Source organism: Micromonospora sp. NPDC048169 (assembly GCF_040652815.1).
Classification (GTDB): domain Bacteria; phylum Actinomycetota; class Actinomycetes; order Mycobacteriales; family Micromonosporaceae; genus Micromonospora.
Map to the genome: position 1 here is coordinate 220063 of NZ_JBEZMS010000001.1, position 22392 is coordinate 242454.

22 protein-coding genes are annotated in these 22392 nt (G+C 74.5%); 13 read left to right on the forward strand and 9 right to left on the reverse strand.

Going from position 1 to position 22392, the window contains the following annotated elements:
* The first annotated feature begins 53 nt into the window (after nucleotides 1–53).
* Nucleotides 54–1364, forward strand: a complete 1311-nt coding sequence (locus tag AB0D28_RS00990; RefSeq protein ID WP_357380842.1) for a low temperature requirement protein A — start codon at nucleotides 54–56, stop codon at nucleotides 1362–1364.
* Between the two features lie 53 nt (nucleotides 1365–1417).
* Here the strand turns inward: AB0D28_RS00990 and AB0D28_RS00995 are convergent, their stop codons facing one another.
* Nucleotides 1418–3244: a long-chain fatty acid--CoA ligase gene (locus AB0D28_RS00995; RefSeq protein WP_357380844.1), complete on the reverse strand. Its 1827-nt coding sequence runs from the start codon at nucleotides 3242–3244 to the stop codon at nucleotides 1418–1420.
* 267 nt (nucleotides 3245–3511) lie between these two features.
* The gene (locus AB0D28_RS01000) at nucleotides 3512–4141 is read right to left on the reverse strand and encodes a TIGR03085 family metal-binding protein (RefSeq protein ID WP_357380846.1); all 630 of its coding nucleotides are present in this window, start codon (nucleotides 4139–4141) and stop codon (nucleotides 3512–3514) included.
* A 215-nt stretch (nucleotides 4142–4356) separates the two neighbouring features.
* Between AB0D28_RS01000 and AB0D28_RS01005 the strand changes: the two genes are divergently transcribed.
* Nucleotides 4357–6201, forward strand: coding sequence for an ABC transporter ATP-binding protein (locus tag AB0D28_RS01005; RefSeq protein ID WP_357380849.1), 1845 nt, complete (start codon nucleotides 4357–4359; stop codon nucleotides 6199–6201).
* Entirely contained in the window at nucleotides 6198–7988 is a 1791-nt protein-coding gene (locus AB0D28_RS01010; RefSeq protein ID WP_357380851.1) for an ABC transporter ATP-binding protein, read from the forward strand. The genes AB0D28_RS01005 and AB0D28_RS01010 overlap by 4 nt, the downstream gene beginning before the upstream one ends.
* 66 nt (nucleotides 7989–8054) lie before the next feature.
* Here AB0D28_RS01010 and rpsD read toward each other — a convergent pair whose 3' ends face one another.
* A complete protein-coding gene (rpsD, locus tag AB0D28_RS01015; protein WP_357380853.1) occupies nucleotides 8055–8663 on the reverse strand; it encodes a 30S ribosomal protein S4 in 609 nt (202 codons plus the stop codon).
* 67 nt (nucleotides 8664–8730) lie between these two features.
* On the opposite strand from rpsD, the gene AB0D28_RS01020 reads away from it, so the two are divergent.
* Entirely contained in the window at nucleotides 8731–9462 is a 732-nt protein-coding gene (locus AB0D28_RS01020) for a DUF2470 domain-containing protein (RefSeq protein ID WP_357380855.1), read from the forward strand.
* Nucleotides 9463–9505: 43 nt separating this feature from the next.
* Here AB0D28_RS01020 and AB0D28_RS01025 read toward each other — a convergent pair whose 3' ends face one another.
* The 3 genes from AB0D28_RS01025 to AB0D28_RS01035 are packed head-to-tail and all read right to left on the reverse strand — an operon-like array spanning nucleotide 9506 to nucleotide 11573.
* The gene (locus AB0D28_RS01025) at nucleotides 9506–10102 is read right to left on the reverse strand and encodes a TetR family transcriptional regulator (protein ID WP_357380857.1); all 597 of its coding nucleotides are present in this window, start codon (nucleotides 10100–10102) and stop codon (nucleotides 9506–9508) included.
* Nucleotides 10099–10854, reverse strand: a complete 756-nt coding sequence (locus AB0D28_RS01030) for an ABC transporter permease (protein ID WP_357380859.1) — start codon at nucleotides 10852–10854, stop codon at nucleotides 10099–10101. The genes AB0D28_RS01025 and AB0D28_RS01030 overlap by 4 nt, the downstream gene beginning before the upstream one ends.
* The gene (locus AB0D28_RS01035) at nucleotides 10851–11573 is read right to left on the reverse strand and encodes an ABC transporter ATP-binding protein (RefSeq protein WP_357380861.1); all 723 of its coding nucleotides are present in this window, start codon (nucleotides 11571–11573) and stop codon (nucleotides 10851–10853) included. Before AB0D28_RS01035 ends, AB0D28_RS01030 begins: the two co-directional genes overlap by 4 nt.
* A 109-nt stretch (nucleotides 11574–11682) precedes the next feature.
* Between AB0D28_RS01035 and AB0D28_RS01040 the strand changes: the two genes are divergently transcribed.
* The 4 genes from AB0D28_RS01040 to AB0D28_RS01055 all read left to right on the forward strand — a co-directional run bounded on the left by AB0D28_RS01040 (nucleotide 11683) and on the right by AB0D28_RS01055 (nucleotide 14671).
* On the forward strand, nucleotides 11683–12072 hold the full coding sequence (locus AB0D28_RS01040; protein WP_051611426.1) for a MerR family transcriptional regulator: 390 nt from the start codon (nucleotides 11683–11685) through the stop codon (nucleotides 12070–12072).
* Nucleotides 12073–12153: 81 nt separating this feature from the next.
* Nucleotides 12154–12567, forward strand: coding sequence for a phosphoribosyl-AMP cyclohydrolase (hisI, locus tag AB0D28_RS01045; protein ID WP_357380864.1), 414 nt, complete (start codon nucleotides 12154–12156; stop codon nucleotides 12565–12567).
* Complete coding sequence (locus AB0D28_RS01050) at nucleotides 12564–14117, forward strand: anthranilate synthase component I (RefSeq protein WP_357380866.1); 1554 nt, start codon at nucleotides 12564–12566, stop codon at nucleotides 14115–14117. The genes hisI and AB0D28_RS01050 overlap by 4 nt, the downstream gene beginning before the upstream one ends.
* Nucleotides 14114–14671 carry a Trp biosynthesis-associated membrane protein gene (locus AB0D28_RS01055; protein ID WP_357380868.1) on the forward strand — a complete coding sequence of 186 codons (558 nt, stop codon included), beginning with the start codon at nucleotides 14114–14116 and terminating at the stop codon, nucleotides 14669–14671. The genes AB0D28_RS01050 and AB0D28_RS01055 overlap by 4 nt, the downstream gene beginning before the upstream one ends.
* Here AB0D28_RS01055 and AB0D28_RS01060 read toward each other — a convergent pair.
* Entirely contained in the window at nucleotides 14664–14939 is a 276-nt protein-coding gene (locus tag AB0D28_RS01060) for a hypothetical protein (protein WP_357381168.1), read from the reverse strand. The genes AB0D28_RS01055 and AB0D28_RS01060 overlap by 8 nt on opposite strands.
* Before the next feature lie 444 nt (nucleotides 14940–15383).
* Here AB0D28_RS01060 and trpC point away from each other — a divergent pair, with 444 nt between their 5' ends.
* From trpC to trpA, 3 genes are read left to right on the forward strand one after another with little or no spacing between them, the layout of a single operon-like run.
* Nucleotides 15384–16187: an indole-3-glycerol phosphate synthase TrpC gene (gene trpC, locus AB0D28_RS01065; RefSeq protein ID WP_357381170.1), complete on the forward strand. Its 804-nt coding sequence runs from the start codon at nucleotides 15384–15386 to the stop codon at nucleotides 16185–16187.
* 35 nt (nucleotides 16188–16222) lie between these two features.
* Complete coding sequence (trpB, locus tag AB0D28_RS01070; protein ID WP_357380870.1) at nucleotides 16223–17449, forward strand: tryptophan synthase subunit beta; 1227 nt, start codon at nucleotides 16223–16225, stop codon at nucleotides 17447–17449.
* Between the two features lie 4 nt (nucleotides 17450–17453).
* Entirely contained in the window at nucleotides 17454–18257 is an 804-nt protein-coding gene (gene trpA, locus AB0D28_RS01075; RefSeq protein ID WP_013287551.1) for a tryptophan synthase subunit alpha, read from the forward strand.
* 110 nt (nucleotides 18258–18367) lie between these two features.
* Here the strand turns inward: trpA and AB0D28_RS01080 are convergent, their stop codons facing one another.
* Entirely contained in the window at nucleotides 18368–18904 is a 537-nt protein-coding gene (locus AB0D28_RS01080; protein ID WP_357380873.1) for an NUDIX hydrolase, read from the reverse strand.
* Nucleotides 18905–19006: 102 nt separating this feature from the next.
* On the opposite strand from AB0D28_RS01080, the gene lgt reads away from it, so the two are divergent.
* Nucleotides 19007–20239 (forward strand): prolipoprotein diacylglyceryl transferase, encoded by a 1233-nt coding sequence (gene lgt, locus AB0D28_RS01085; protein WP_357380875.1) that lies wholly within the window; start codon nucleotides 19007–19009, stop codon nucleotides 20237–20239.
* Nucleotides 20240–20250: 11 nt separating this feature from the next.
* Entirely contained in the window at nucleotides 20251–21438 is a 1188-nt protein-coding gene (locus AB0D28_RS01090) for an NAD(P)/FAD-dependent oxidoreductase (RefSeq protein ID WP_357380877.1), read from the forward strand.
* Nucleotides 21439–21466: 28 nt separating this feature from the next.
* On the opposite strand, the gene AB0D28_RS01095 is transcribed toward AB0D28_RS01090, so the two are convergent.
* On the reverse strand, nucleotides 21467–22309 hold the full coding sequence (locus tag AB0D28_RS01095) for a GNAT family N-acetyltransferase (protein WP_357380879.1): 843 nt from the start codon (nucleotides 22307–22309) through the stop codon (nucleotides 21467–21469).
* Nucleotides 22310–22392: the final 83 nt, after the last annotated feature.

A 22392-nucleotide genomic window follows, 5' to 3' on the forward strand; every position in this document is an offset into this window, starting at 1 on the left:
GTGATCCGCTCGAACCCCGGCTGAGGGCGGGCCGGTGCCCGCACACTGCCCGGGTGGGAGACGGGGACGCGGTCCGGTGGTCGCTGGCGGTGCGGCGCAGCGCGCCGGGTTCCCGGACCACCTGGGTGGAGCTCTTCTACGACCTGGTCTTCGTCTTCGCGTTCCTGAGCGTCACCACGCTCACCGCGTCGGTGTTCACGCCGGTCAACCTCTACCGGTTCCTGCTGGTGCTGGCGCTGCTCTGGTGGTCGTGGACCGGCTTCGCCCGGATGGGCAACGCGTTCCGCGCCGACCAGGGGATGCTGCCGCTGGTCGGCGTCGTCACCGTGGCGGCGACGTTCCTGCTCGTGCTCAGCACACCCAGCGCGTTCGCCACCAACCGCGAGGGCTGGCTGCCCGGGCCGCTCGTCTTCGCCGCGTGCTACTTCGTGATCCGGACCGCCCAGCTCACCGTCTTCGCCTGGGCCGACCGCGCCGACCCGGCCCGGCGCCGGGGACTGCGGATACGCTTCCTGGCCCCGACAGTGGCCACGGTGCTGCTGGTCGTCGCCGGCACCCTGCCCGGCCGGCTGGCGCACGGGCGTTTCGCGGTGGGGCTGCAACTGGCGCTCTGGACCCTGGCGCTGCTCGTCGAGTACATCGCCGGGGCGATCCTCGCCCGCCAGTGGTGGGTGGTGATCTCGGCCGGGCACTGGGCGGAGCGGCACGCGCTGATCGTGCTCGTCGCGCTCGGCGAGTCGCTCATCGCGCTCGGGCTCGGCCCGAAGCGCGGGCTGCCGCTCACCGGCCCGGTGGCGGTCGCCGCGTTGCTCGGCGTGGTGATCGTGGCGGCGCTGTGGTGGGCGTACTTCGACACGCTGAGGTTCGCGCTGGAACAGGCCCTGCACCAGGCCCGGGACCCCGCCGCACGGCTGCGGCTGGCCCGCACCGTCTACACGTTCCTGCACCTGCCGATGGTCGCCGGGATCATCTTCTTCGCCCTCGGCCTCAAGGATCTGCTGGCCGAGGCCGCCTCACCGACGACGCCCGCGTGGGGTCCGGAGCTGGGGGTCCTCTGGGCCGGGGTCCTGTTCGGCGGCGTCGGGATCTACCTGCTCAGCCTCGCCGGGTGCTGGTGGCTGGCGGAGCGCCGGGCACGGACGCCGCTGCTGGTGACGGTGCTGGTGCTCGCCGCGGCCGTCCCGGCCGTCGCCCGGCTCCACGAGCTGAACGCGCTCGCCGCGCTGGCGGTGCTCACCTGCGCCGGCGTCGCCTGGGAGACCCGGGGGGAGGACGACCGCCGGCGCCGGGTACGCCGGCTCGCGCTGGAGGAGCAGATCGCCGCCGAGGCCGAGCAGAGCCGGTGGCGGGAGGGGCACCTCTGAGAACGCACGCGGCCGTGCCCCGGGACGGTGGGGCACGGCCGGCGCGGTGCGGACTACAGCTCGGCGAGCGTCCCCTCGTACATCTTGTCGATCTCGGAGGCGAAGTTCGTCTCCACACTGCGGCGCTTGATCTTCAGCGACGGCGTGACCTCGCCGTCCTCGATGGTGAGGTCGCGGGGAAGGATCGTCACCTTCTTGATCGTCTCCCAGCGGTTGAGCCTGCCGTTCAGCTCGGCGACGTAGCCCTCGACCATCTCCCGCGCCTGCGGCGAGGTGACGATCGTGGTGTAGTCGCTGCCATCGAGCGGGGTGCCGGCGGCCCAGCCCTTGATCGCGTCCGGGTCGAGCGTGACGAGCATGGTGCAGTAGTTGCGGGCCTGCCCGATCACCACCGCCTGCGAGGTGTACGGGCACACCGCCTTGAACATGCCCTCGATGTGCGACGGCGCGACGTACTTGCCGCCGGACGTCTTGACCAGGTCCTTCTTCCGGTCGGTGATGCGCAGGTAGCCGTCGGCGTCGAGCGTGCCGATGTCGCCGGTGCGGAAGAAGCCGTCATCGGTGAACGCGGCGGCGGTCTCCTCCGGCAGGTTGTGGTAGCCGCGCATGACCGGCTTGCCGCGCAGCAGGACCTCACCGTCGGTGTCGATCCGGCACTCCAGGTCGCCCATGGCCCGGCCCACGCTGCCGATCTTCAGCCCGTCGGGCGGGTTCACGAACGCGCCGGCGCTGGTCTCGGTCAGCCCGTAGCCCTCGGAGATGGGCAGGTTGGCGGCGGCGAAGAAGGTGGCGATCTCCTTGCTCAGCGGCGCCGCGCCGGAGACCAGCACCCGCATCCGGCCGCCGAGCCGTGCCTGGAGCTTGCTGAACACGAGCTTCTCGGCGAGCGCGTACTTCATCCGCAGCCCGGCCGGGACCGGCTTGCCGGCCTGCTCCAGCGCGACCTTCTCCTTGCCCACCCCGACGCCCCAGGCGAAGATCTTGGCCTTGGCGCCACCGGCGCCCTGCGCGGTGGTGACCGCCTTGTTGTAGACCTTCTCGAAGACCCGGGGCGCACCGCACATGAGCGTCGGCTGCACCACGCCGAGCAGGTCGACGAGCTTGTCCACCCGGCCGTCGACGTAGGTGGGCAGGCCGACGTGGGTGGCGCCGCAGAGCAGCGTCTTGCCGAACGAGTGCGACAGCGGCAGCCACAGGTATTGCAGGTCGTCGACGCGCAGCAGGCCCAGGTCTGCCTGCGCCACGCCCTCCCAGCACCAGCCGCCGTGCAGCAGCTCCACGCCCTTCGGGCGGCCGGTGGTGCCCGACGTGTAGATGAGCGTGGCCAGGTGGTCCGGGCCGATGCCGGCGACGAGCGTGTCGATCAGGTCCGGCTCGGCGCTCAGCGCCGCGGCGCCGCGCTCCTCCAGCTCGGCCAGGGTGAGCTGCGGGACGGCCGCCGCCGGGTCGGGGGTGCCGTCGAAGAGCACCACGTGGGTCAACGCGGGAAGATCCGCCCCGGCGATCTTCGCCGCCTGCGCCTCGTTCTCCGCGAACAGCACCTTCGAGCCGGAGTCGGCGATGATGTAGACCGCGTCCTCGGGCTCGGTGGTGGGGTAGACGGTGGTGGTGGCACCACCGGCGCACATGATGCCGAAGTCGGCGAGCACCCAGTCCAGGCGCGTGTTGGCCAGAATCGCCACCGGGTTCTCCAGGCCGACACCGAGCCCGTGCAGCCCGGCGGCTATCGCCTTGGCGCGCTGCCCGACCTGCTCCCACGTCAGCCAGACCGGGCCCGAGTCGTCGGGTGCGGGGTGGGCGAAGGCGTGCCGGTCGGGGGAGTCCGCCACGCGCTTGAGGAACATGTCCGGTACGGAACGGTACGGTACATCGAGAGCCATCGCTGTAGCCGCCTTCAGGGGTGGAGGGACGTGACGGGGGTCACGTCGGTCTGCGGTTACCGAAGGGTATTGCCTGCACCCGGCCAGCGGCTAGCCCTGATCGGCCGCGTAGCCGCCGGTCCCGCCTGCTGGAACCGGCTCAGGCGTGCCGGCCGGGCGGCGCGGAACCGGTCGCCGGTGGCCCGGGGCGCGGCGTCGCGGTGACAGTCGTCGATCTCCCGGCGTCCACCTCCGACAGCCGGCGGGCGAGCGGTCACCGCTCGTCGGTCACAGGCCCAGTTCGGCGGTACGCAGACGCTCGGCGCTCTCGGCCGGGCCGTCCACCTGCACCCGGGCCACCCGCTGCCGCCCGGTGAGGAACAGCACCAGCTCACCCGGCGCGCCCACCACCCGCAGCCGTTCGCCGCCACCGCCGGCCCGCAGTTCGCCGTGCCCCGGCGCCTGCACCAGGACCTCGGCCGGGAACCGCCGCAGCGCCATCCGGGCCAGCAGGGACGCCCGCTTCCACAGCACCGCCTGCTGCCCGGCCGGCAGCTCGCGCGGGTGCCAGCCGGGCCGGGCCCGTCGCACGTCCTCGTGGTGGATGAAGAACTCCATCCCGTTGGCGAGCTCGTCGGTGAGGGGATTGCTCACCGGGCTCCACACCGGGGGGCGGCGTACCCGGGCGATCAGGTCGGCGTACGGCCCGGCGGCGATCCGCCGGCGCACCGACTCGCCGTATCCACGCAGCGGCGGCAGCAGGATCCCGCCGGCCGCGTCCGGCCGGCGCTCCCGCACCAGCAGGTGCGCCGCCAGGTCACGGGTGGTCCACCCCTCGTTGACGGTCGGCGCGTCCGGTCCCAGTTCGAGCATCAGGTCGGCGAGCGCCTCGCGCTCCGTTCGGGCGTACCGCGGCATCCCCTGATGGTAGGCCCGTCCCGGCCGATCGGCGCGCCACGCCCGGCCGGACCCCGGCGCGCGATCGATCCGGCCGGTGTCCGCCCAGCTCCGTGCGAACGTGACGGCGGACATATCCCGGCCGGGTCGGCGTGAGCGCCGGAGAACGGTAAGGATGGGGGAGAAAACTGCGGCTTACGGCGGGGGACAGCGTGGCGAGCGGGACAAGTCGGGACGTGCTCGGCAGAGGGCTACGGGTGCTCGGCCGGGCCATCCGGGAACAGCCGCGGATCTTCGCGGTCGCGGTCAGCGGCAGCGTGCTGTTCGGCCTCCTGGTGATCGCCAGCGCGTACGTCGTCGGCGCGGTGGTCGGCGAGGTGGTCGTGCCGGCCGTGGAGCGCGGCGAGGTGGCCGGCGGAGGGCTGGCGCTCGCCGCCGCCGCGCTGTTCGGCATCAGCGTGCTGCGGGTCGTCGGCATCTTCGGCCGCCGCCTCGGCGCCGGCTACATGCAGTACCGGCTCCAGGCCGCCTACCGCCGCCGGGTCACCCGCCGCTACCTGGAACTGCCGCTTTCCTGGCACCACCGCAACTCCACCGGCACGCTGCTCTCGAACGCCAACTCCGACGTGGAGGCGGCCTGGTACCCGATCGCGCCGCTGCCGTTCGCGGTCGGCACGCTGGTGATGCTCGTCGGCGCGGTGGTCTCGCTGTTCTTCACCGACTGGGCGCTGGCCCTGGTCGGCCTCGCGGTGTTCCCCGCGCTGTTCGCGCTCAACGTGGTCTACTCCCGCCGGATGGCACCCCGCCAGGCCCGGGCGCAGCGGCTGCGGGCCGAGGTCAGCGGCATCGCGCACGAGAGCTTCGACGGCGCTCTGGTGGTCAAGACGATGGGCCGCGAGGCACAGGAGACGGCCCGCTTCGCCTCCCGCGCCGGCGAGCTGCGCGACGCGCTGATCTCGGTCGGCCGGCTGCGGGGCGTGTTCGACCCGATGCTGGAGACGCTGCCCAGCCTCGGCACGCTCGCCGTCCTGGTGGTCGGCGCGCTGCGGCTGCGGCAGGGCGCGCTCACGGTGACCGAGCTGGTCAGCGTCGCGTTCCTGTTCACCGTGCTGGCCTTCCCGGTCCGTGCCATCGGCTGGGTGCTGGCCGAGCTGCCGCGCAGCGTCGCGGGATGGGACCGGGTCCGCCGGGTGCTGGACGCGACCGGCGAGATGCCGTACGGCACGAGGACGCTCGACCGGTCCACCCGGGAGCCGGCCACCCTCGCCTTCGACGACGTGCACTTCGCGTACGAGCCGGCCGAGGCGCACCTGCCCGGCGCCCAGGTGCTCGGCGAGGTGACGTTCACCGTGCCGGCCGGGAAGACGGTCGCCCTGGTCGGCCCCACCGGCGCGGGCAAGTCCACGATCACCTCGCTGGCCGTGCGCCTGGTCGACCCGGGCGCCGGGCGGGTCATGCTGGACGGCGTGGACGTGCGGGAGCTGACCGCCGCGTCGCTGGCCGAGACGGTGGCACTCGTGGCGCAGGTGCCGTTCGTCTTCGACGACACGGTCCGGGCCAACATCGCGCTGGACCGGGCCGGCATCGGCGACGACGAGGTGTGGGCGGCGCTGCGGCTGGCCGAGGCGGACGGCTTCGTCGCGGCGCTGCCGGACGGGCTGGACACCATGGTCGGCGAGCGGGGCACGTCGCTGTCCGGCGGGCAGCGCCAACGGCTGACGCTGGCCCGGGCGCTCGCCGGGCGACCCCGGCTGCTGGTGCTCGACGACGCCACGAGCGCCGTCGACCCACGGGTCGAGGCGGCCATCCTGGCCGGTCTGCGCGCACCGGCCGACGGCGGCGCCCCGGCGTCCATCCTGGTGGTGGCGTACCGCCGGGCCACCATCGCCCTCGCCGACGAGGTGATCTACGTGGAGCAGGGCCGGGTGGTGGCGCGCGGCACCCACACCGAGCTGCTGGCCACCGTGCCCGGGTACGCCGACCTGGTCACCGCGTACGAGCAGGCCGAGCAGGAACGCGAGCAGAATCGGACGTACGACGAGGTCACCCCGTTGACCTCGGGCCTGGAGGTGGACCGGTGAGCGCGACGACGGCGGAGGCGGACCGGAACACCGAGGCCGCCGAGTCGACCTGGCGGACGCTGCGGCGCGGGCTGGCGCTCTCCCCGGAGCTGCGTACCGGCCTGGCCGGCACGCTGGCGCTGGCGCTGGTCTACATGGTCGGCCGGGTCGCGGTGCCGGTGGCGGTGCAGCGCGGTATCGACCACGGCATCGTCGGCGGCCTCGACCTGAACGTCATCTCGCTCACCGTGGCGATCACCGCCGGGGTGCTGGTGCTCACCACCGCGTGCGGCTACCTGATGATGCGCCGGTTGTTCACGGTGAGCGAGACCGCGCTGGCCGGGGTGCGTACCCGGGCGTTCCGGCACGTGCACGACCTCTCCATGCTGCACCAGCAGTCCGAGCGGCGCGGTTCGCTGGTCTCCCGGGTCACCAGCGACGTCGACCAGATCACCCAGTTCCTCCAGTGGGGCGGCGTGATCCTGATCGTCAACCTGGGTCAGTTGCTGGTGACCACCGCCGTGATGCTCGCGTACTCCTGGCAGTTGACGCTCGTGGTGCTCGTCGCGTTCGCGCCCGCGGTGCTGGTGATCCGGCAGTTGCAGCGCCGCCTCGCCGGAGCGTACGGGCTGGTGCGGCAGCGCACCGGCACGCTGCTCGGCGCGATCGGCGAGAGCGTGGTGGGCGCGCCGGTGATCCGGGCGTACGGCATCGCCGGGCGCACCGCGCGGCGGCTGGACACGGCCATCGACGGGCAGCGGGTGGCCCAGCAGCGGGCGATCCGGATCAGCATCATGGGCAGTTCGGTGGGGGAGCTGGCCGCCGGGCTGGCGCTGGCCGGCGTGGTGGTGGTCGGGGTCAGCCTCGGCGTGGACGGCACGCTCACTGTCGGCCAGCTCACCGCGTTCCTGTTCCTGGTCACGCTGTTCATCCAGCCGGTGCAGATCGCCACCGAGGTGCTGAACGAGGCGCAGAACGCGATCGCCGGCTGGCGCCGGGTGCTCGACGTGCTGGACGTCTCACCGGACGTGGCAGACCCGGGCGAGCAGGGCCGGAAGCTGCCGCCCGGGCCGCTGGACGCCCGGTTCGCCGGTGTGACGTTCGCCTATCCCGGGGGGCCGCCGGTGCTGCACGGCGTGACGCTCGACATCCCGGCGAAGAGCCGGGTGGCGGTGGTGGGCGAGACCGGAAGCGGCAAGACCACGTTCGCCAAGCTGCTCACCCGGCTGATGGACCCGACCGAGGGGGCGGTGCTGCTGTCCGGGGTGGACCTGCGTCAGGTGCGCTTCGACTCGCTGCGTTCCCGGGTGGTGATGGTGCCGCAGGACGGTTTCCTGTTCGACGCCACGGTCGGGGAGAACGTCCGCTTCGCCCGCCCGGACCTGACCGACGAGCGGCTCACCGCCGCCTTCGCCGAGCTGGGCCTGTCGGACTGGCTGGACGGGCTGCCGTCCGGGCTGGACACGCCGGTCGGCGAGCGCGGGGAGGCGCTGAGCGTCGGCGAGCGGCAGCTCGTGGCGCTGGCCCGGGCGTACGTCGCGGACCCGGACCTGCTGGTGCTGGACGAGGCGACGAGCGCGGTCGACCCGGCCACCGAGGTCCGCCTGCAGCGGACGCTGGACGCGGTGACCCGGGGCCGGACCACGCTCGCCATCGCGCACCGGCTGTCCACCGCGCAGGCCGCCGACGAGGTGATCGTGGTGGACCGGGGCCGGATCGTGCAGCGCGGCCCGCACGAGGAGCTGGTCCGCGACCCGGACTCGGTGTACGCGCTGTTGTACGCGTCCTGGTTGGAGCAGACCCGCTGATTCTGGCGGGTCCACCAGGGTTGGAGCAGACCCGCTGATCCTGGCGGGTCTGCTCGGGAGCGGCGGTCAGCGGGAGTAGAACTCCACCACGAGCTGCTCGTCGCAGACCACCGGCACCTCGTGCCGGGCCGGTTCGCGCACCAGCGTGGCGCGCAGCTCGGCCGGCTGCGCCGACAGGTACGGCCGGGGCTGCGCGTCGGCGTGCGCACCGGTGGCGGCGAGCTGGAACGGCGGCAGCGCGCGGCTGCGCTCGCGTACGCCGACCACCTGGCCGGGCCGCAGCCGGTACGACGGCCGGTCGACCTTGCGCCCGTCGACGGTGATGTGGCCGTGTGCGACGAGCTGGCGGGCCTGGTAGACGCTGCGCGCGAGCCCGGCCCGCAGCACCACCGCGTCGAGGCGCCGCTCCAGAAGCGCGACGAGCGTCTCGCCGGTCTTGCCGGCGCCCCGGGCCGCCTCGTCGAACAGCCGGCGGAGCTGGGCCTCGCTGACGTTGTACTGGTGGCGCAGCCGCTGCTTCTCCAGCAGCCGTACCTGGTAGTCGGAGGTGGTGCGGCGGGAGCGGCCGTGCACACCCGGCGGGTAGGGGCGTCGCTCGAAGTACCGCACGCACTTGCGGGTCAGCGGGATGCCGAGGGCGCGGGAGAGCCGGGCCTTGGGCCGGGGGTGGTTCACGCGGAGGTCTCCGATCGTCTAGCCTTCTACTTAGGCAAGCCTAACCTATGTTGAGGAGGTCGGGATCATGCGACCCAGCCCGGCGGAGATCGTGCGAACCCTGGTCGCGGGCCGGTTGCCCGCCCTCATCCACCTGGCCCGGCAGCCCGGCCCGCACCAGGCCCGGCACGCCGTCGACGCCGACGGGCGGGTCCTGCTGCTCGTGCCCGTCGTCAGTGACCTCGCCGCGGCGCTCGTGCCGCCGTCCGGTGACACCGACGTGGCCACCGTGCTCGACGTGCTCGACCTGCCGCCCGCCGCCGGGGCGCCCTCGCTCGGCCGGGCCTGGGTGTCCGGCTGGGCGACGCGGCTGGACGGGGACGAGGCGCGCGACGCGGCGGTCGACTTCGCCACCACCGACCCGGTCGGTGACCTGCTCGACGTGGGCAGCCGGTTCCACCTGCACCGATTCGAGGTGGCCGAGGCCCGCTGGGAACGCGCCGGGCGCGTGCGCCGGATCGACCCCGAGGCGTACGCGGAGGCCGAACCGGACCCGCTGCACCCGGTCGAGGCCGAGCTGCTGGCCGACCTGACCGACCACCACGGCGAACAGGTCGGCGACTACCTGCGGCGGCGGCTGGCCCTGACCGGCGACCGCACGCCCCGGGTGGTCCGGATCGACAGGTACGGGCTGGTGGTCGCGCACGGGCGGCCCGGGGCGACCCGGCGGGCCCGGCTCGCCTTTGCCCGGCCCGTCGCCGACGTGGCGGAGCTGTCCCGCCTGCTCCACCCGATGCTCTGCCCCCGGGCCGCGGCCTGAGCCGGCCGGACCGGCCGTCGGCGCCGCACGGCACGGGGGCGGCTCAGGCGATGTCGCCGGTGAGGTAACGCTGGACCGTCGGGCCGACGGCGGCCACCAGCGTCGCCGGCTCGGCGCCGGCCACCGCGTCGAGGCGGAGCACGTACCGCATCATGGCCAGCCCGGCGAGCTGGGTGGCGACCAGCCCGCCGCGCAGCGCGCGCTGTGCCGGGTCGACGTCGAGATGGTCGAGCACCCGGCGCAGCACCTGCGTGACCAGGAACTCGCGCAGCAGCCGGGCGGTCCAGTCGTTGCTCACCGCCGAACGCAGCAGCGCCACCCCGGCGGTGCCGGCGGGGGAGTCCCAGACCTCCAGGAACACCCGGACCATCCGCTCGCCCACCGCTTCCGGGCTGCCGTCGAGCACCACAGGCAGCAGCCGCCCCGGGTCGGCCGGGAACGCCGTCGCGGACCGGAACAGCTCCTCCTTGCCACCGAAGTAGTGGTGCACGAGAGCCGGGTCCACGCCGGACGCGGTGGCGACGGCCCGGATCGACGTGGCGTCGAAGCCACGCTCGGCGAAGGCCTCCCGCGCCGCGGTGAGGATGGCCTCGCGGGTGTCCGGGTTGCCGGGCCGCCGCCCGGTGCGCCGCGCGTTCACCCGCTGCGCCGGCGCAGCGTCGCGGCGGCAAGCACCAGCGCCGCCACCGCCGCCCCGGCCACGATCGCCACGTCCCGCCACATCGTCCCGGTCGGCTCGGCGTGCGCGCCGACCTCCTGCAACGCCTCGACCGCGTACGACAGCGGCAGCGCGTCGCTGACCGCCTGGAGCCAGCCGGCCATCTCGCCGCGCGGCACGAACAGGCCGCACAACAGCAGCTGCGGGGCCACCACCACCGGCATGAACTGGACCGCCTGGAACTCGGTGCGGGCGAACGCCGAGCAGAACAGGCCGAGCGCCACCGCCAGGACCGCGTTCACCCCGGCGATCAGCACGACCAGCCACGCGCTGCCCGCGGTCTCCAGGCCGAACACCCGGTACGCGACCACCGATGCCACTGTGGACTGGAGCACCCCGGCCAGGCCGAACGCGATGCCGTACCCGAAGAGCAGGTCGAGCTTTCCCAGCGGCGTGGTGAGCAGGCGCTCCAGCGTGCCGGTGGTGCGCTCGCGCAGCATGGCGATGCTTGTCACCAGGAACATGATGATGAACGGGAAGAAGCCCAGCATGATCAGGGCCACCCGGTCGAACGTGCTGGGCGCGCCGGGCGGGGCGGGCTGGTCGACGTACATGAAGTAGACGAGCGTGAGCAGCACCGACGGCACCACCACGAGCAGCGCCACGGTCCGCCGGTCGTGCCGGAGCTGGCGCAGGATGCGCCCGGTGGTGGCGGCCAGGATGCGTCCGTTCATCGCGCCTCTCCCTCGGCGTCGCGGATCAGGCGCAGGAACGCCTCCTCCAGGTCGTCGGTCCCGGTGGTGGCGCGGACCGCCGCCGGGGTGTCGTCGGCGATCAGCCGGCCCTCGCGGATCAGCAGTAGCCGGTCGCAGCGGGCGGCCTCGTCCATCACGTGGCTGGAGACCAGCAGCGTGGTGCCGTTCGCGGCCATGGCGTGGAACCGGGCCCACAGGTCGGCCCGCAGCACCGGGTCCTGGCCCACTGTGGGTTCGTCGAGGACGACAAGCTCCGGTTCGCCGACGAGCGCGCAGGCCAGCGAGGCGCGGCTGCGCTGGCCGCCGGAGAGCGTGCCGACGAGCTGGTCGGCGGCGGTCGCCAGGCCGACGTCGGCGACCGCGCGGTCGGCCTCGGCGCGGCCCCGGCCCTGGAGTACCGCGAAGTAGCGGGCGTTCTCCCGCACCGTCAGGTCGGCGTAGACGCTCGGCGCCTGGGTCAGGTAACCCACCCGGCGGCGCAGGTCGGCCGAGCCGGCCGGGCGGCCGAGCACGTCGACGGCGCCGGTGCCGATCGTCTGCACGCCGACCACCGCGCGCATCAGCGTGGTCTTGCCGCTGCCGCTGGGCCCGAGCAGTCCGGTGACGCTGCCCCGGGGCACCGCGCAGGTGATGCCGTGCAGCACCCGCCGTCCGCCCCGGTCGACCACCAGCTCGCGGACCGACACCGCGTAGTCCATGCTCGCCTCCGTCAATTCATCACCCGTTGAACTCAACGGTAGGTGAATTCACCGTCCCTGGCAATGAGGACTTGACTTCGAGTGCGCTCGAACTGGAAGCCTGAAGGGCGTGGACATCAGCACGCGGGAGATGAGCCTCACCGTGGGTGAGGCGGCGGAACGGGTCGGCCTGACCACCTACACGCTGCGCTGGTACGAGCAGGAGGGCCTGGTGGGCCGCGTCGGGCGGGACTCGTCCGGCCGCCGGCGCTACACCGAGTCCGACGTCAACTGGCTGTTCCTGCTCACCCGGCTGCGGCGCACCGGGATGCCGGTGCGCGACATGCGCCGCTACGCCGAACTGGCCCGGCACGGGGACAGCACGCTCGGCGCGCGGCGGGCGCTGTTCGAGGCGCACCGGGCCCGGGTGCTGGCCCGGATGGCCGAGCTGGAGGAGGACCTGAAGGTTCTCGAATACAAGATCGACGCGTACCGCCGGGCGGAGGAGGAATCCGGCTGAACGCCCCGCCGGAGGCGCGAGCCGCCCGTCTCCCGGGACACGTCGGCGCGGCCCGGGCCGCGTGCGGGAGAATGGTCAACCGTGCCCGCTCCTGACGCGCCGCTGACCGGCGCCCCCACTCCCGGACCGGCCCGCCCGTCCCGGCTCGACCCGGCCATCGCCGCGAAGCTCCGCCGCACCCCGGACGGCCTGGTCGCCGCCGTGGTCCGCGCCCACGACACGGGCGAGGTGCTGATGGTCGCCTGGATGGACGACGAGGCGCTGCACCGCACGCTCACCACCGGGCGGGCCACCTACTGGTCGCGCAGCCGCGGCGAGTACTGGGTCAAGGGCGCCACCTCGGGCAACCACCAGTACGTGCGCTCGGTGGCGCTGGACTGCGACGGCGACGCGCTGCTGGTCGGCGTGGAACAGGTCGGCGCGGCCTGCCACACCGGGCAGCGCACCTGCTTCTTCACCGAACTGCCGGTCAGCTCCCCGGAGGCGACCCCGTGACCGACGGCACGGTCCACCCGGACCGGTCCACCTTCGCCGACCTGGCCGCCCGCTGGCGGGTCGTACCGGTGACCCGGCGGCTGCTCGCCGACGCGGAAACACCGGTCGGGGTCTACCGCAAGCTGGCCGGCGGCCCCGGCACGTTCCTGCTGGAGTCCGCCGAACAGGGCGTCGGCTCGGCGGGCACGGCCTGGTCGCGCTACTCGTTCATCGGCGTACGCAGCAGCGCCACGCTCACCGAGCGCGACGGCGCGGCGAGCTGGACCGGCACCCCGCCGGCCGGCGTGCCCACCTCCGGCGACCCGGTCACCGTGCTGCGCGAGTCGGTCGCGGCGCTGGCCGGGCCGGCCTGGGACCCGGCCGGCGACATGCCGCCGCTGACCGGCGGCCTGGTCGGCTACCTCGCGTACGACCTGGTCCGCCGCTTCGAGCGCCTGCCCGAGCTGACCGAGGACGAGCTGGACGTGCCCGAGCTGGGCATGATGCTCGCGACCGATCTGGTGGTCCTTGACCACTACGAGGGTTCGGCGATCCTGGTCGCCAACGCGGTGCTGCCGCCGCTGGACACCCCCGGGCGGGACGAGCGGGTCGAGGCCGCGTACCACCACGCCGTCGGTCGCCTCGACGCGATGACCACAGCGCTGTCCCGACCGATTCCGCCCATGGTCTCGACGGTGGGCCGGCCCGGCGTCGGCGAGGTGGTCAGCCGTACCCCCGAGGGCGGCTACCCGAAGGCGGTGGAGACGGCCAAGGAGGCGATCCGGGCCGGCGAGTGCTTCCAGATCGTGCTCAGCCAGCGCTTCGAGCGCCCCACCGACGCCGACCCGCTCGACGTCTACCGGGTGCTGCGCACCACGAACCCCAGCCCGTACATGTACCTGCTGCGCTTCGACGGCTTCGACATCGTCGGCTCGTCGCCGGAGGCGCACCTCAAGGTCAGCGCCGGCCCGGACGGGCGGCGACGGGCGCTGCTGCACCCGATCGCCGGCACCCGTCCGCGCGGCGGCTCCCCGGACGGCGACGCCCGGCTCGCCGCCGAGCTGCTCGCCGACCCCAAGGAGCGCGCCGAGCACGTGATGCTCGTCGACCTGGGCCGCAACGACCTGGGCCGGGTGTGCCGGCCGGGCACCGTCGAGGTGCCCGAGTTCGCCACCATCGAGCGCTACAGCCACGTCATGCACATCGTCTCCACTGTCGTGGGCGAGCTGCGCGACGACCGCACCGCGTTCGACGCGCTGGCCGCGACGTTCCCCGCCGGGACGCTCAGCGGGGCGCCCAAGGTGCGTGCCATGGAGATCATCGAGGAGCTGGAGCCGGTCCGGCGCGGTGTCTACGGCGGCACCGTCGGCTACTTCGCCTTCGGCGGCGACCTCGACATGGCCATCGCGATCCGTACCGCGCTGATCCGCGACGGCCGCGCCTACGTCCAGGCCGGGGCCGGCATCGTGGCCGATTCCGACCCCGCCGCCGAGGACCGGGAGACGCGCAGCAAGGCCGCCGCCGTGCTCGCCGCCATCGCGGCCGCCGAGACGCTGCGGGCGGCCCGGTGAGCGCGCCCGGCGCCACCGCGCCACCGGCCCGCGGCCGGCGCGAACTGGCGTACGCGGTGCTGCTCTGCCTGGCCGGCGCCGGCCTGGCCTGCTGGGCGGTGACCCGGACCTGGGCGGTGGAGGTGACCGCCCGGGGGTCGCTGCCGTCCGGGCGGGCCGAGCGCACCGGTACGGAGCTGCTGCCGTGGGTGCTGGCGCTGACCTACGTGGGGCTGGCAGGTGGTGGCGCGGTGCTCGCCACCCGGGGACGGCTGCGCCGCCTGCTGGGGGTGCTGCTGGCCGGCATCGGCGTGGCCGTGGCGGTCGGCGGCGGGATCGGCCTGACCGAGGGCGGGGTGAGCCGGCAGTGGCCGGCACTTGTGCTGGCCGGCGGCCTCGCCCTGGCGGCCGGCGGCGCGTTCACCGCGCTGCGCGGCGACGGCTGGCCGGCGATGGGCGCCCGGTACGAGCGGCGGCCCGCTCCGGCGGACGAGCCCGGCCGGCCAGCGGTCGAGCGCGGCACCCGGGACGCGTGGGACGCGCTGGACCGGGGCGAGGACCCGACGGTCAGCTGACCGGCTGCGCCTCGCGCGCGTCGCGGCGCCTCCGGGCCGCGGCGCGCGCGGCGGTCAGCTCGGCCACCAGCCGCTCCAGCTCGCGGCGCTGCTCGGCGCGGGCCCGGTCGGCGCACACCGCCTCCCAGGCGTTGCCCCGGGCGGTACGCGTCCGGCCGTCCCCGGCCACCGCGCGCTCCAGCGTGTCCACCACGCCGACGGCGAGGGAGGCGACGGTACGGGAGATGGTGGTCAAGCCGATGCCCTGGGTCGGCCCGTTGGCGTTCATGGTCACCCCACACGAGATCGTTTGCGACGGTCGGCAGCCGCCGGCGTCGAGTGTGCCCGACGACGATGCTTCCGGGCACACGTTTCGCCGTCGTGAAGCACAGGTCAACGGTGTCGCACCGGGTACTACCTGGGCAGGGCCGGAGGTCCTTGACCTTGGTCACAGCCGCCCGCCGGAGCCCGTCCTGCGGGCCCGGAACGATCGTGGTGAGATAGGGATGGGTGACGGTCGATGCCAGTGGTGGCGCTGCGTGACATGGCGTTCACCGCAAGTCGGCCATCATGCCACAGCCCATGTCGTGAGGTGCGCCATACCCCCCGGCACTCGTCGCCAGGTGGCGCCCCCTAGCATCGGCCCATGACGCCCGGAGAGGGGAGTCCGTTGGTGACTGCTGAGCATGCGCACGCGGAGGGGGACGACGCCGGAGCGGCGCCGTCCGCAGGGGTGCTCGACGAGATCCTGGCCGGCGTACGTGAGGACGTGGCCCGGCGCCAGGAGCAGGTTCCGCTGGAGCGGATCCGTGAACTGGCCGCCGCGGCGCCACCACCGCTCGACGCGTACGCGGCCCTGCGCCGGGCCGGCGTGGCCGTGATCGCCGAGGTGAAGCGCTCGTCGCCGTCCAAGGGGCGGCTGGCCGAGATCGCCGACCCGGCCGACCTGGCCGGGGACTACGCGGCAGGTGGCGCGCGGGCGATCAGCGTGCTGACCGAGGGCCGCTGGTTCGGCGGGTCGCTCGACGACCTGGCGGCGGTGCGGGCCGCGGTGAACGTGCCGGTGCTGCGCAAGGACTTCGTCGTCTCCAGCTACCAGGTGCACGAGGCCCGCGCGCACGGCGCCGACATGGTGCTGCTGATCGTCGCCGCGCTGGAGCAGAACGCGCTTGTCGGCCTGCTGGAGCGGATCGAGTCGCTGGGCATGACCGCGCTGGTCGAGGTGCACACCGAGGAGGAGGCGGACCGCGCCCTGGAGGCCGGCGCGCAGGTCATCGGCGTGAACGCCCGCGACCTGCGTACGCTTGAGGTCGACCGCTCGGTGTTCGAGCGGATCGCGCCCGGCCTGCCCAGCAGCGTCGTCAAGATCGCCGAGTCCGGGGTGCGCGGTCCGCACGACCTGATCCGGTACGCCTCCGCCGGCGCCGACGCCGTGCTGGTGGGCGAGGGCCTGGTCACCCAGAAGAGCCCACGCGAAGCCGTCGCCGAGCTGGTAAACGCCGGTAACCACCCGGCCACGCCCCGCCCGGTGCGCTGAGCCGCCGGGCCACCCGATCCGAGAGGACGCCCGCGATGAGCGCCGCACCCGCAGCCGGCCAGGTCCCCGACGCCGCCGGTCACTTCGGCCGGTTCGGCGGCCGGTTCGTCCCCGAGGCGCTCGTCGCCGCGCTCGACGAGCTGGACGCGGCGTACCGCAAGGCGATGGGCGACGAGGAGTTCCTCGCCGAGTTCGACGCGCTGCTGCGCGACTACGCCGGCACGCCCTCGCTGCTCTACGAGGCCCGGCGGTTCTCCGCGCAGATCGGCGCGCGGGTGCTGCTCAAGCGGGAGGACCTCAACCACACCGGTGCGCACAAGGTCCGCAACGTGCTGGGCCAGGCGCTGCTCACCAGGCGGATGGGCAAGCGGCGGGTGATCGCGGAGACCGGCGCCGGGCAGCACGGCGTGGCCACCGCCACCGCCGCCGCGCTGTTCGACCTGGAGTGCGTCGTCTACATGGGCCAGGTGGACACCGAGCGGCAGGCGCTGAACGTGGCGCGGATGCGGATGCTCGGCGCCACTGTCGTCCCGGTGACCACCGGCTCGCGCACGCTCAAGGACGCGATGAACGAGGCGATGCGGGACTGGGTCGCCAACGTCGAGGACACCCACTACCTGATCGGCACCGCCGCCGGGCCGCACCCGTTCCCGGAGATGGTCCGCGACTTCGTGCGCGGCATCGGCGTGGAGGCCCGCCAGCAGTGCCTGGACCTGACCGGCACGCTGCCGGACGCGGTAGCGGCCTGCGTCGGCGGCGGCTCCAACGCGCTGGGCATCTTCCACGCGTTCGTGCCGGACGCCGGGGTCCGTCTCTACGGCTTCGAGGCCGGTGGCGAGGGCGTCGACACCGGCCGGCACGCGGCCAGCATCACCGGCGGGTCGTCCGGCGTGCTGCACGGCACCCGCACGTACGTCCTCCAGGACGCCGACGGGCAGACCATCGAGTCGCACTCGATCTCGGCCGGTCTGGACTACCCGGGCGTCGGGCCGGAGCACGCCTGGCTGCACGACGCCGGCCGGGCCACCTACCTGCCGGTCGACGACGCCGACGCGATGGCCGCGTTCGAGCTGCTCTGCCGCACCGAGGGCGTGATCCCGGCGATCGAGAGCGCGCACGCGCTCGCCGGCGCCCGCGCCATCGCCCCCCGGCTCGCCGAGGAACTGGGCCGGGAACCGTTGATCGTGGTGAACCTGTCCGGCCGGGGTGACAAGGACGTGCACACCGCCGGCGCGTACTTCGGCATCCTCGACAAGGAGTGACAGCGTGAGCCGCATCGGGGTCGCCTTCGACAAGGCGCGGGCGGACGGACGGGCCGTCCTGGTCGGCTGCATGCCGGCCGGCTTCCCGACCGTCGAGGGCAGCATCGCCGCCATGAAGGCGATGGTCGAGGCGGGCGTGGACGTCATCGAGGTGGAGATCCCGTACTCCGACCCGGTGATGGACGGCCCGGTCATCCAGAAGGCCAGCGACATCGCGCTCGCCGGCGGGGTCCGCGTCGCGGACGCGCTGCGCGTCGTCGAGGCGGTCGCCGCGACCGGGGCGAGCGTGGTCACCATGACCTACTGGAACCCGATCGAGCAGTACGGCGTGGACGCGTTCGCCCGCGACATGGCCGCCGCCGGAGGCACCGGCCTGATCACGCCGGACCTGATCCCGGACGAGGCCGCCGAGTGGCTGGCCGCCTCCGACGCGCACGGCCTGGACCGCACGTTCCTGGTCTCGCCGTCCTCGACCGACGCGCGGCTGCGGATGACTGTCGAGCACTGCCGCGGCTTCGTCTACGCCACCGCGATCATGGGTGTCACCGGCGCCCGGGCGCAGACCTCCGAGGCGGCCCCGATCCTGGTCTCCCGGCTGCGCGAGGTCACCGACATCCCGGTCGGTGTCGGGCTGGGCGTGGGCACGGGCGCGCAGGCCGCCACCGTCGCCGGGTACGCCGACGCGGTGATCGTGGGCAGCGCGCTGGTCCGCTGCGTGCTGGACGCCCCGGACCAGGCCGCCGGCCTGACCGCCCTGCGCAAGCTCAGCGCCGAGCTGGCCGAGGGCGTCCGCAACCCCGCTCGCTGACGGCCGGTCCGCTCCACCCGCTCCCGGCGAGACCGGGACACCGCCCACCGCGCCGGGGGCCGAAACCTACCAAGATCTTGAGAGAGTCCCGCGTCGAGCGGGAAGGACGGTCAGCGGCTGCTGCTGTCGGCCTGCTCGGACGCGCGCTGGCCGGGCGGGGCGGGCTGCCCGTCGCCGGGTGGCGTGAGCGGGTCGGCGGCCGTGGTGTGGCGGAGCACGCCGGAGCGGCCGGCCAGCGCGTCCGCGACCGCCGCGCGCGTGGTGGGGGTCAGCGCGCCGGGCATCCCCTCCGCGGACCACCACTCCACCAGGCATCCGGCCACCGGATCGCCCGTGGGCCCGACGCCGGCCGGCGCGGCGCGGAACACGTGCACCAGCACGTCCGGTCGCCCGCCGCACCGCCCGGCCGGCGGCGGAGGCGCCTGCGGATCGGTGACCCGGTAGAGGCCGACCAGGTCGGCCGGCGCCACCGCCCAGCCGGTCTCGGCGCGGACCGCCCGGACGACGGCGTCCGCCGGACTCTCGTCGTGACGCAGCCGCCCGCCCGGCAGGCCCCAGCGCCGGGCTCCCTCGGACCGGCGGCAGAGCAGCAGCCGGCCGGAGCCGTCGGTGACGACAGCGGCGACCGCCCAGGTGAGCGGGGTCATGGACAAAGAGCCTACGACCGTGCAAACCAGATGTCATCCGACCCGCGCGGCAGGCGGCCCGGGGTGCCGCGCACACAGTCCGCACCGGTACCGTGTGCACCCGTGACCCTCGCCCCGATGACCCCACTGGCGGCCATGCCCAGCCCCAGCACCGCCGTCTGGCAGCTCGGTCCGGTTCCGATCCGGGCGTACGCGCTCTGCATCATCCTCGGCATCGTGGTGGCCTGCGTGGTCACCGAGTACCGGCTGCGCCGCCGCGGTGTGGCGCCGGGCGCGGTGCTCGACATCGCCGTCTGGGCCGTGCCGGCGGGCATCATCGGCGCGCGGATCTACCACGTGATCACCTCGCCGGAGAAATACTTCGGCGCCGGCGGTGAGCCGATCAAGGCGCTCTACATCTGGGAGGGCGGGCTCGGCATCTGGGGTGCGGTGGCCGGTGGCGCGGTCGGCGCGTGGCTCGCCGCCCGGCAGCTCGGCATCCCGCTGACGGTGATCGCCGACGCGCTGGCGCCGGGGCTGCCGCTGGCGCAGGCGGTGGGCCGCCTGGGCAACTGGTTCAACAACGAGCTGTACGGCGGGCGGACCACGCTGCCGTGGGGCCTGGAAGTGCACGTGATGGACCCGGACAATCCGGGTCACGCGCTGCGTGACGACGCCGGCAACCCGGTGCTCCAGCCCGGGCTCTACCACCCGACGTTCCTCTACGAGGCGCTGTGGAACGTCGGCGTCGCCGCGCTGGTGCTGTTCCTCGACCGGCGCCTGCGGCTCGGTCGCGGCCGGGCGTTCGCGCTGTACGTGATGGGCTACACGGCGGGCCGGTTCTGGATCGAGCTGATGCGCACCGACGAGGCGAACCTGATCCTCGGCGTACGGCTCAACGTCTGGACCGCCGTGCTGGTCTTCCTCGGCGCGCTCGCCTACTTCATCCGGGTCCGCGGGCCCCGCGAATACCTGGTGCCGGTGGGCGAGCCCGCTCCCGTGGCCGCCCCGGCCGGCGACGTGTCCCAGGTCGACCTCTCCGCCCGGGAGGCCGGCGCGCAGCCGGTCGCGCCGGAGGGCTACCGGGTGGTGACCGAGGAACAGTTCGACGCGTACCGGGAGACCGGCGTGCTGCCACCGGCGGAGCCGGCCGCCGACGACGAACGCCCGGACGCCTCCGACGACGTCACGAAGGCCGACGACGACGCCACTGACGACGCCGGACGCGCGACGACCGACGCCGCCACCACCGGGAGTGCGGACGAGGCCGACGGGAGCCCGGAACGGGCGGACGCCGGGCGCACGAACGCCGGCCGGGCCGACGGCGGCGGGCGCCCGGCGGACCGGGACAGCTGAGCGGGGGAGTCATGCGCAGCGCGGTGGTGGTCGGCGCCGGCCTCGGCGGAATGGCGGCGGCCGGTGTGCTGGCCCGGTCGGGCTGGCAGGTCACGCTGCTGGAACGCGCCGACCGGGTCCGCCCGGAGCCGACCGCCGTGGTGCTCTGGCCCAACGGGGTACGCGCGTTGCGCGCCCTCGGGCTGGGCGACGGGCTGGACGCGATCGCCACCCCGCTGCCCGACGGCGGCGTGCGCCGCCCGGACGGCCACTGGCTGGTGCAGCCCCGGTCCACACCGGCCGAGCGGATGCCGGTGGTGGTGCACCGGGAGGATCTGCACGACGCGCTCATCGCCGGCCTGGGCGAGCGGGTCGAGCTGCGTACCGGCGTGGCGGTGCGGACGGTGCGCGCGGCCTCCGGTGAGCGTCCGGCGGTGGGCGACGGCCGGCACACCTACGAGGCGGACCTGGTGGTGGCCGCCGACGGCACGGACAGCGAGATCCGCCGGCACCTCGCCCCGGAGACCGCCGTGGTCAGCTCGGGGTGCGCCGCGTGGCGGGCGGTCATCCCCTGGTACCGGGCCCCCCAGCTACCCGATGACCAGCCGGTGCACGGCGAGACGCTCGGCGCCGGATACCGCTTCCTGGCCGCCTCGCTCGGCGAGCGGGGCACCGCCGGCGCCTCCCGCCGGGGTGGCGTCTACTGGGTCGCCACCGCAGCCGGCGCGCCCCGCCCGGAGCCGCCGGAGATCCAGCTCGCGCTGCTCAAACGCTGGTTCGCGGGCTGGCCCGCGCCGATCGGCACGCTGCTGGAGGCGACCGACCCGGAGGACGTGGTCCAGCAGGAGATCCGCGAGCTGCGCCCGCTGCCGAAGGCGTACGGCTTCCCGGCCGGCCCGGGCGGCGTGGTGCTGCTCGGCGACGCGGCGCACGCCATGCCGCCGCACCTCGGGCAGGGCGCCTGCCTGGCGTTCGAGGACGCCGCGACGCTGGCCGGGCTGCTGCGGGAGTCGCGGCTGCCGGACGCGGTGGCCGCGTACGACAGGTTGCGCCGCCCGCGCGCGGCCACCATGGTCCGGCAGACCCGGCGGATGTCGGCGGTCCTGCAGGCCCGGGGCCGGCTGGCGTTGCGGGCGCGGGACGCCGCCCTGGGCACGATCAGCCCGCGACTGCGCAACACCGCCGCCGCGGCCGCCGCCGCCTGGCAGCCGCCGTCCTGACCGTCCGCGTGCGGCGTCGGGTCGGTGCTCAGATGACGGCGGCGGGCTCGGCGACGCAGGCGGTGCCCACCCGGCGGAACCCGACCCGCAGATACACGCGGGCGATGTCCTCGCTGCCGGCGCTCAGGAAGATCAGGCCGGTGCCGGCGGCGAGCAGTTCCCGCGCCAGGGTGGCGGTCACCGCCGCGCCCAGCCCGCGCTGGCGGGCGGACGGCAGCGTGGCCACGCCGGCGATCTCCGCCACGTCGTCCACCCGCATGGCCATCCCGCTGGCGACCGCGCCCTCCTCGGGCAGCTCGGCGAGCACCGAGACGCGCCGCCCGTCGGCGACCCGCGTCGCCTCCTCCTCCAGCGCCGCCATGTCCAGCTGGGCGAGGGCGGCGTCCCGCTCGGCCGGTCCGGCGTCGCCGCGCGCGGTGCCGCCGTTGGCGAAGCCGACCGCGGCGACCGCCCGCCGCAGCGCGATGTCGGTCGCGAAGCCGGGGTCGCCGGGGTCCAGCACCCGCACCGGTACGTCACTGAACGTCCCCGGCTCGGGCAGCCGCTCCGGCTCCAGCAGCATCAGCGGCGCCTCCAGCACGCCGAGGCCGGCCGAGCGGGCCACCGCCAGCAGGTCCGGCTGGTGCTCGTGCACCCATTCGAACGCCTCCGGCAGGCCCAGCTCCCGCTGCCGGGCGCGGACGGCTGTCACGTCGGCGAGCGTCGGCGGCTCGGTGGCGTCGGGGCGGGGGCGGGCGTAGAACGGCCATCCGGCGCCGTCCCGGACGAACAGCACCAGGGCACCGTGTTCCTCGGTTCGCGCCCCGTCGCGGGGCACCGCGTCGTAGAACCGCTCCAACCGGGCGAGTACGTCAGCGCGTGCGAGATCCACCGCGCGAGACTACACGTCCCAGCATCTGGAAGTGTGATCAATCTGAACTGGCCTTGCGCCGGAAGCCCTAACGTAGACTCAAT

Bases quoted from the DNA above. Each gene is read 5' to 3' on its own strand.
- AB0D28_RS01035 (WP_357380861.1), bottom strand. From the start codon at position 11,573: ATGGACTACGCGGTGTCGGTCCGCGAGCTGGTGGTCGACCGGGGCGGA.
- AB0D28_RS01030 (WP_357380859.1), bottom strand. From the start codon at position 10,854: ATGAACGGACGCATCCTGGCCGCCACCACCGGGCGCATCCTGCGCCAG.
- AB0D28_RS01090 (WP_357380877.1), top strand. From the start codon at position 20,251: ATGCGCAGCGCGGTGGTGGTCGGCGCCGGCCTCGGCGGAATGGCGGCG.
- AB0D28_RS00995 (WP_357380844.1), bottom strand. From the start codon at position 3,244: ATGGCTCTCGATGTACCGTACCGTTCCGTACCGGACATGTTCCTCAAG.
- AB0D28_RS01000 (WP_357380846.1), bottom strand. From the start codon at position 4,141: ATGCCGCGGTACGCCCGAACGGAGCGCGAGGCGCTCGCCGACCTGATG.
- trpB (WP_357380870.1), top strand. From the start codon at position 16,223: ATGAGCGCCGCACCCGCAGCCGGCCAGGTCCCCGACGCCGCCGGTCAC.
- AB0D28_RS01020 (WP_357380855.1), top strand. From the start codon at position 8,731: ATGCGACCCAGCCCGGCGGAGATCGTGCGAACCCTGGTCGCGGGCCGG.
- AB0D28_RS01060 (WP_357381168.1), bottom strand. From the start codon at position 14,939: ATGAACGCCAACGGGCCGACCCAGGGCATCGGCTTGACCACCATCTCC.
- AB0D28_RS01080 (WP_357380873.1), bottom strand. From the start codon at position 18,904: ATGACCCCGCTCACCTGGGCGGTCGCCGCTGTCGTCACCGACGGCTCC.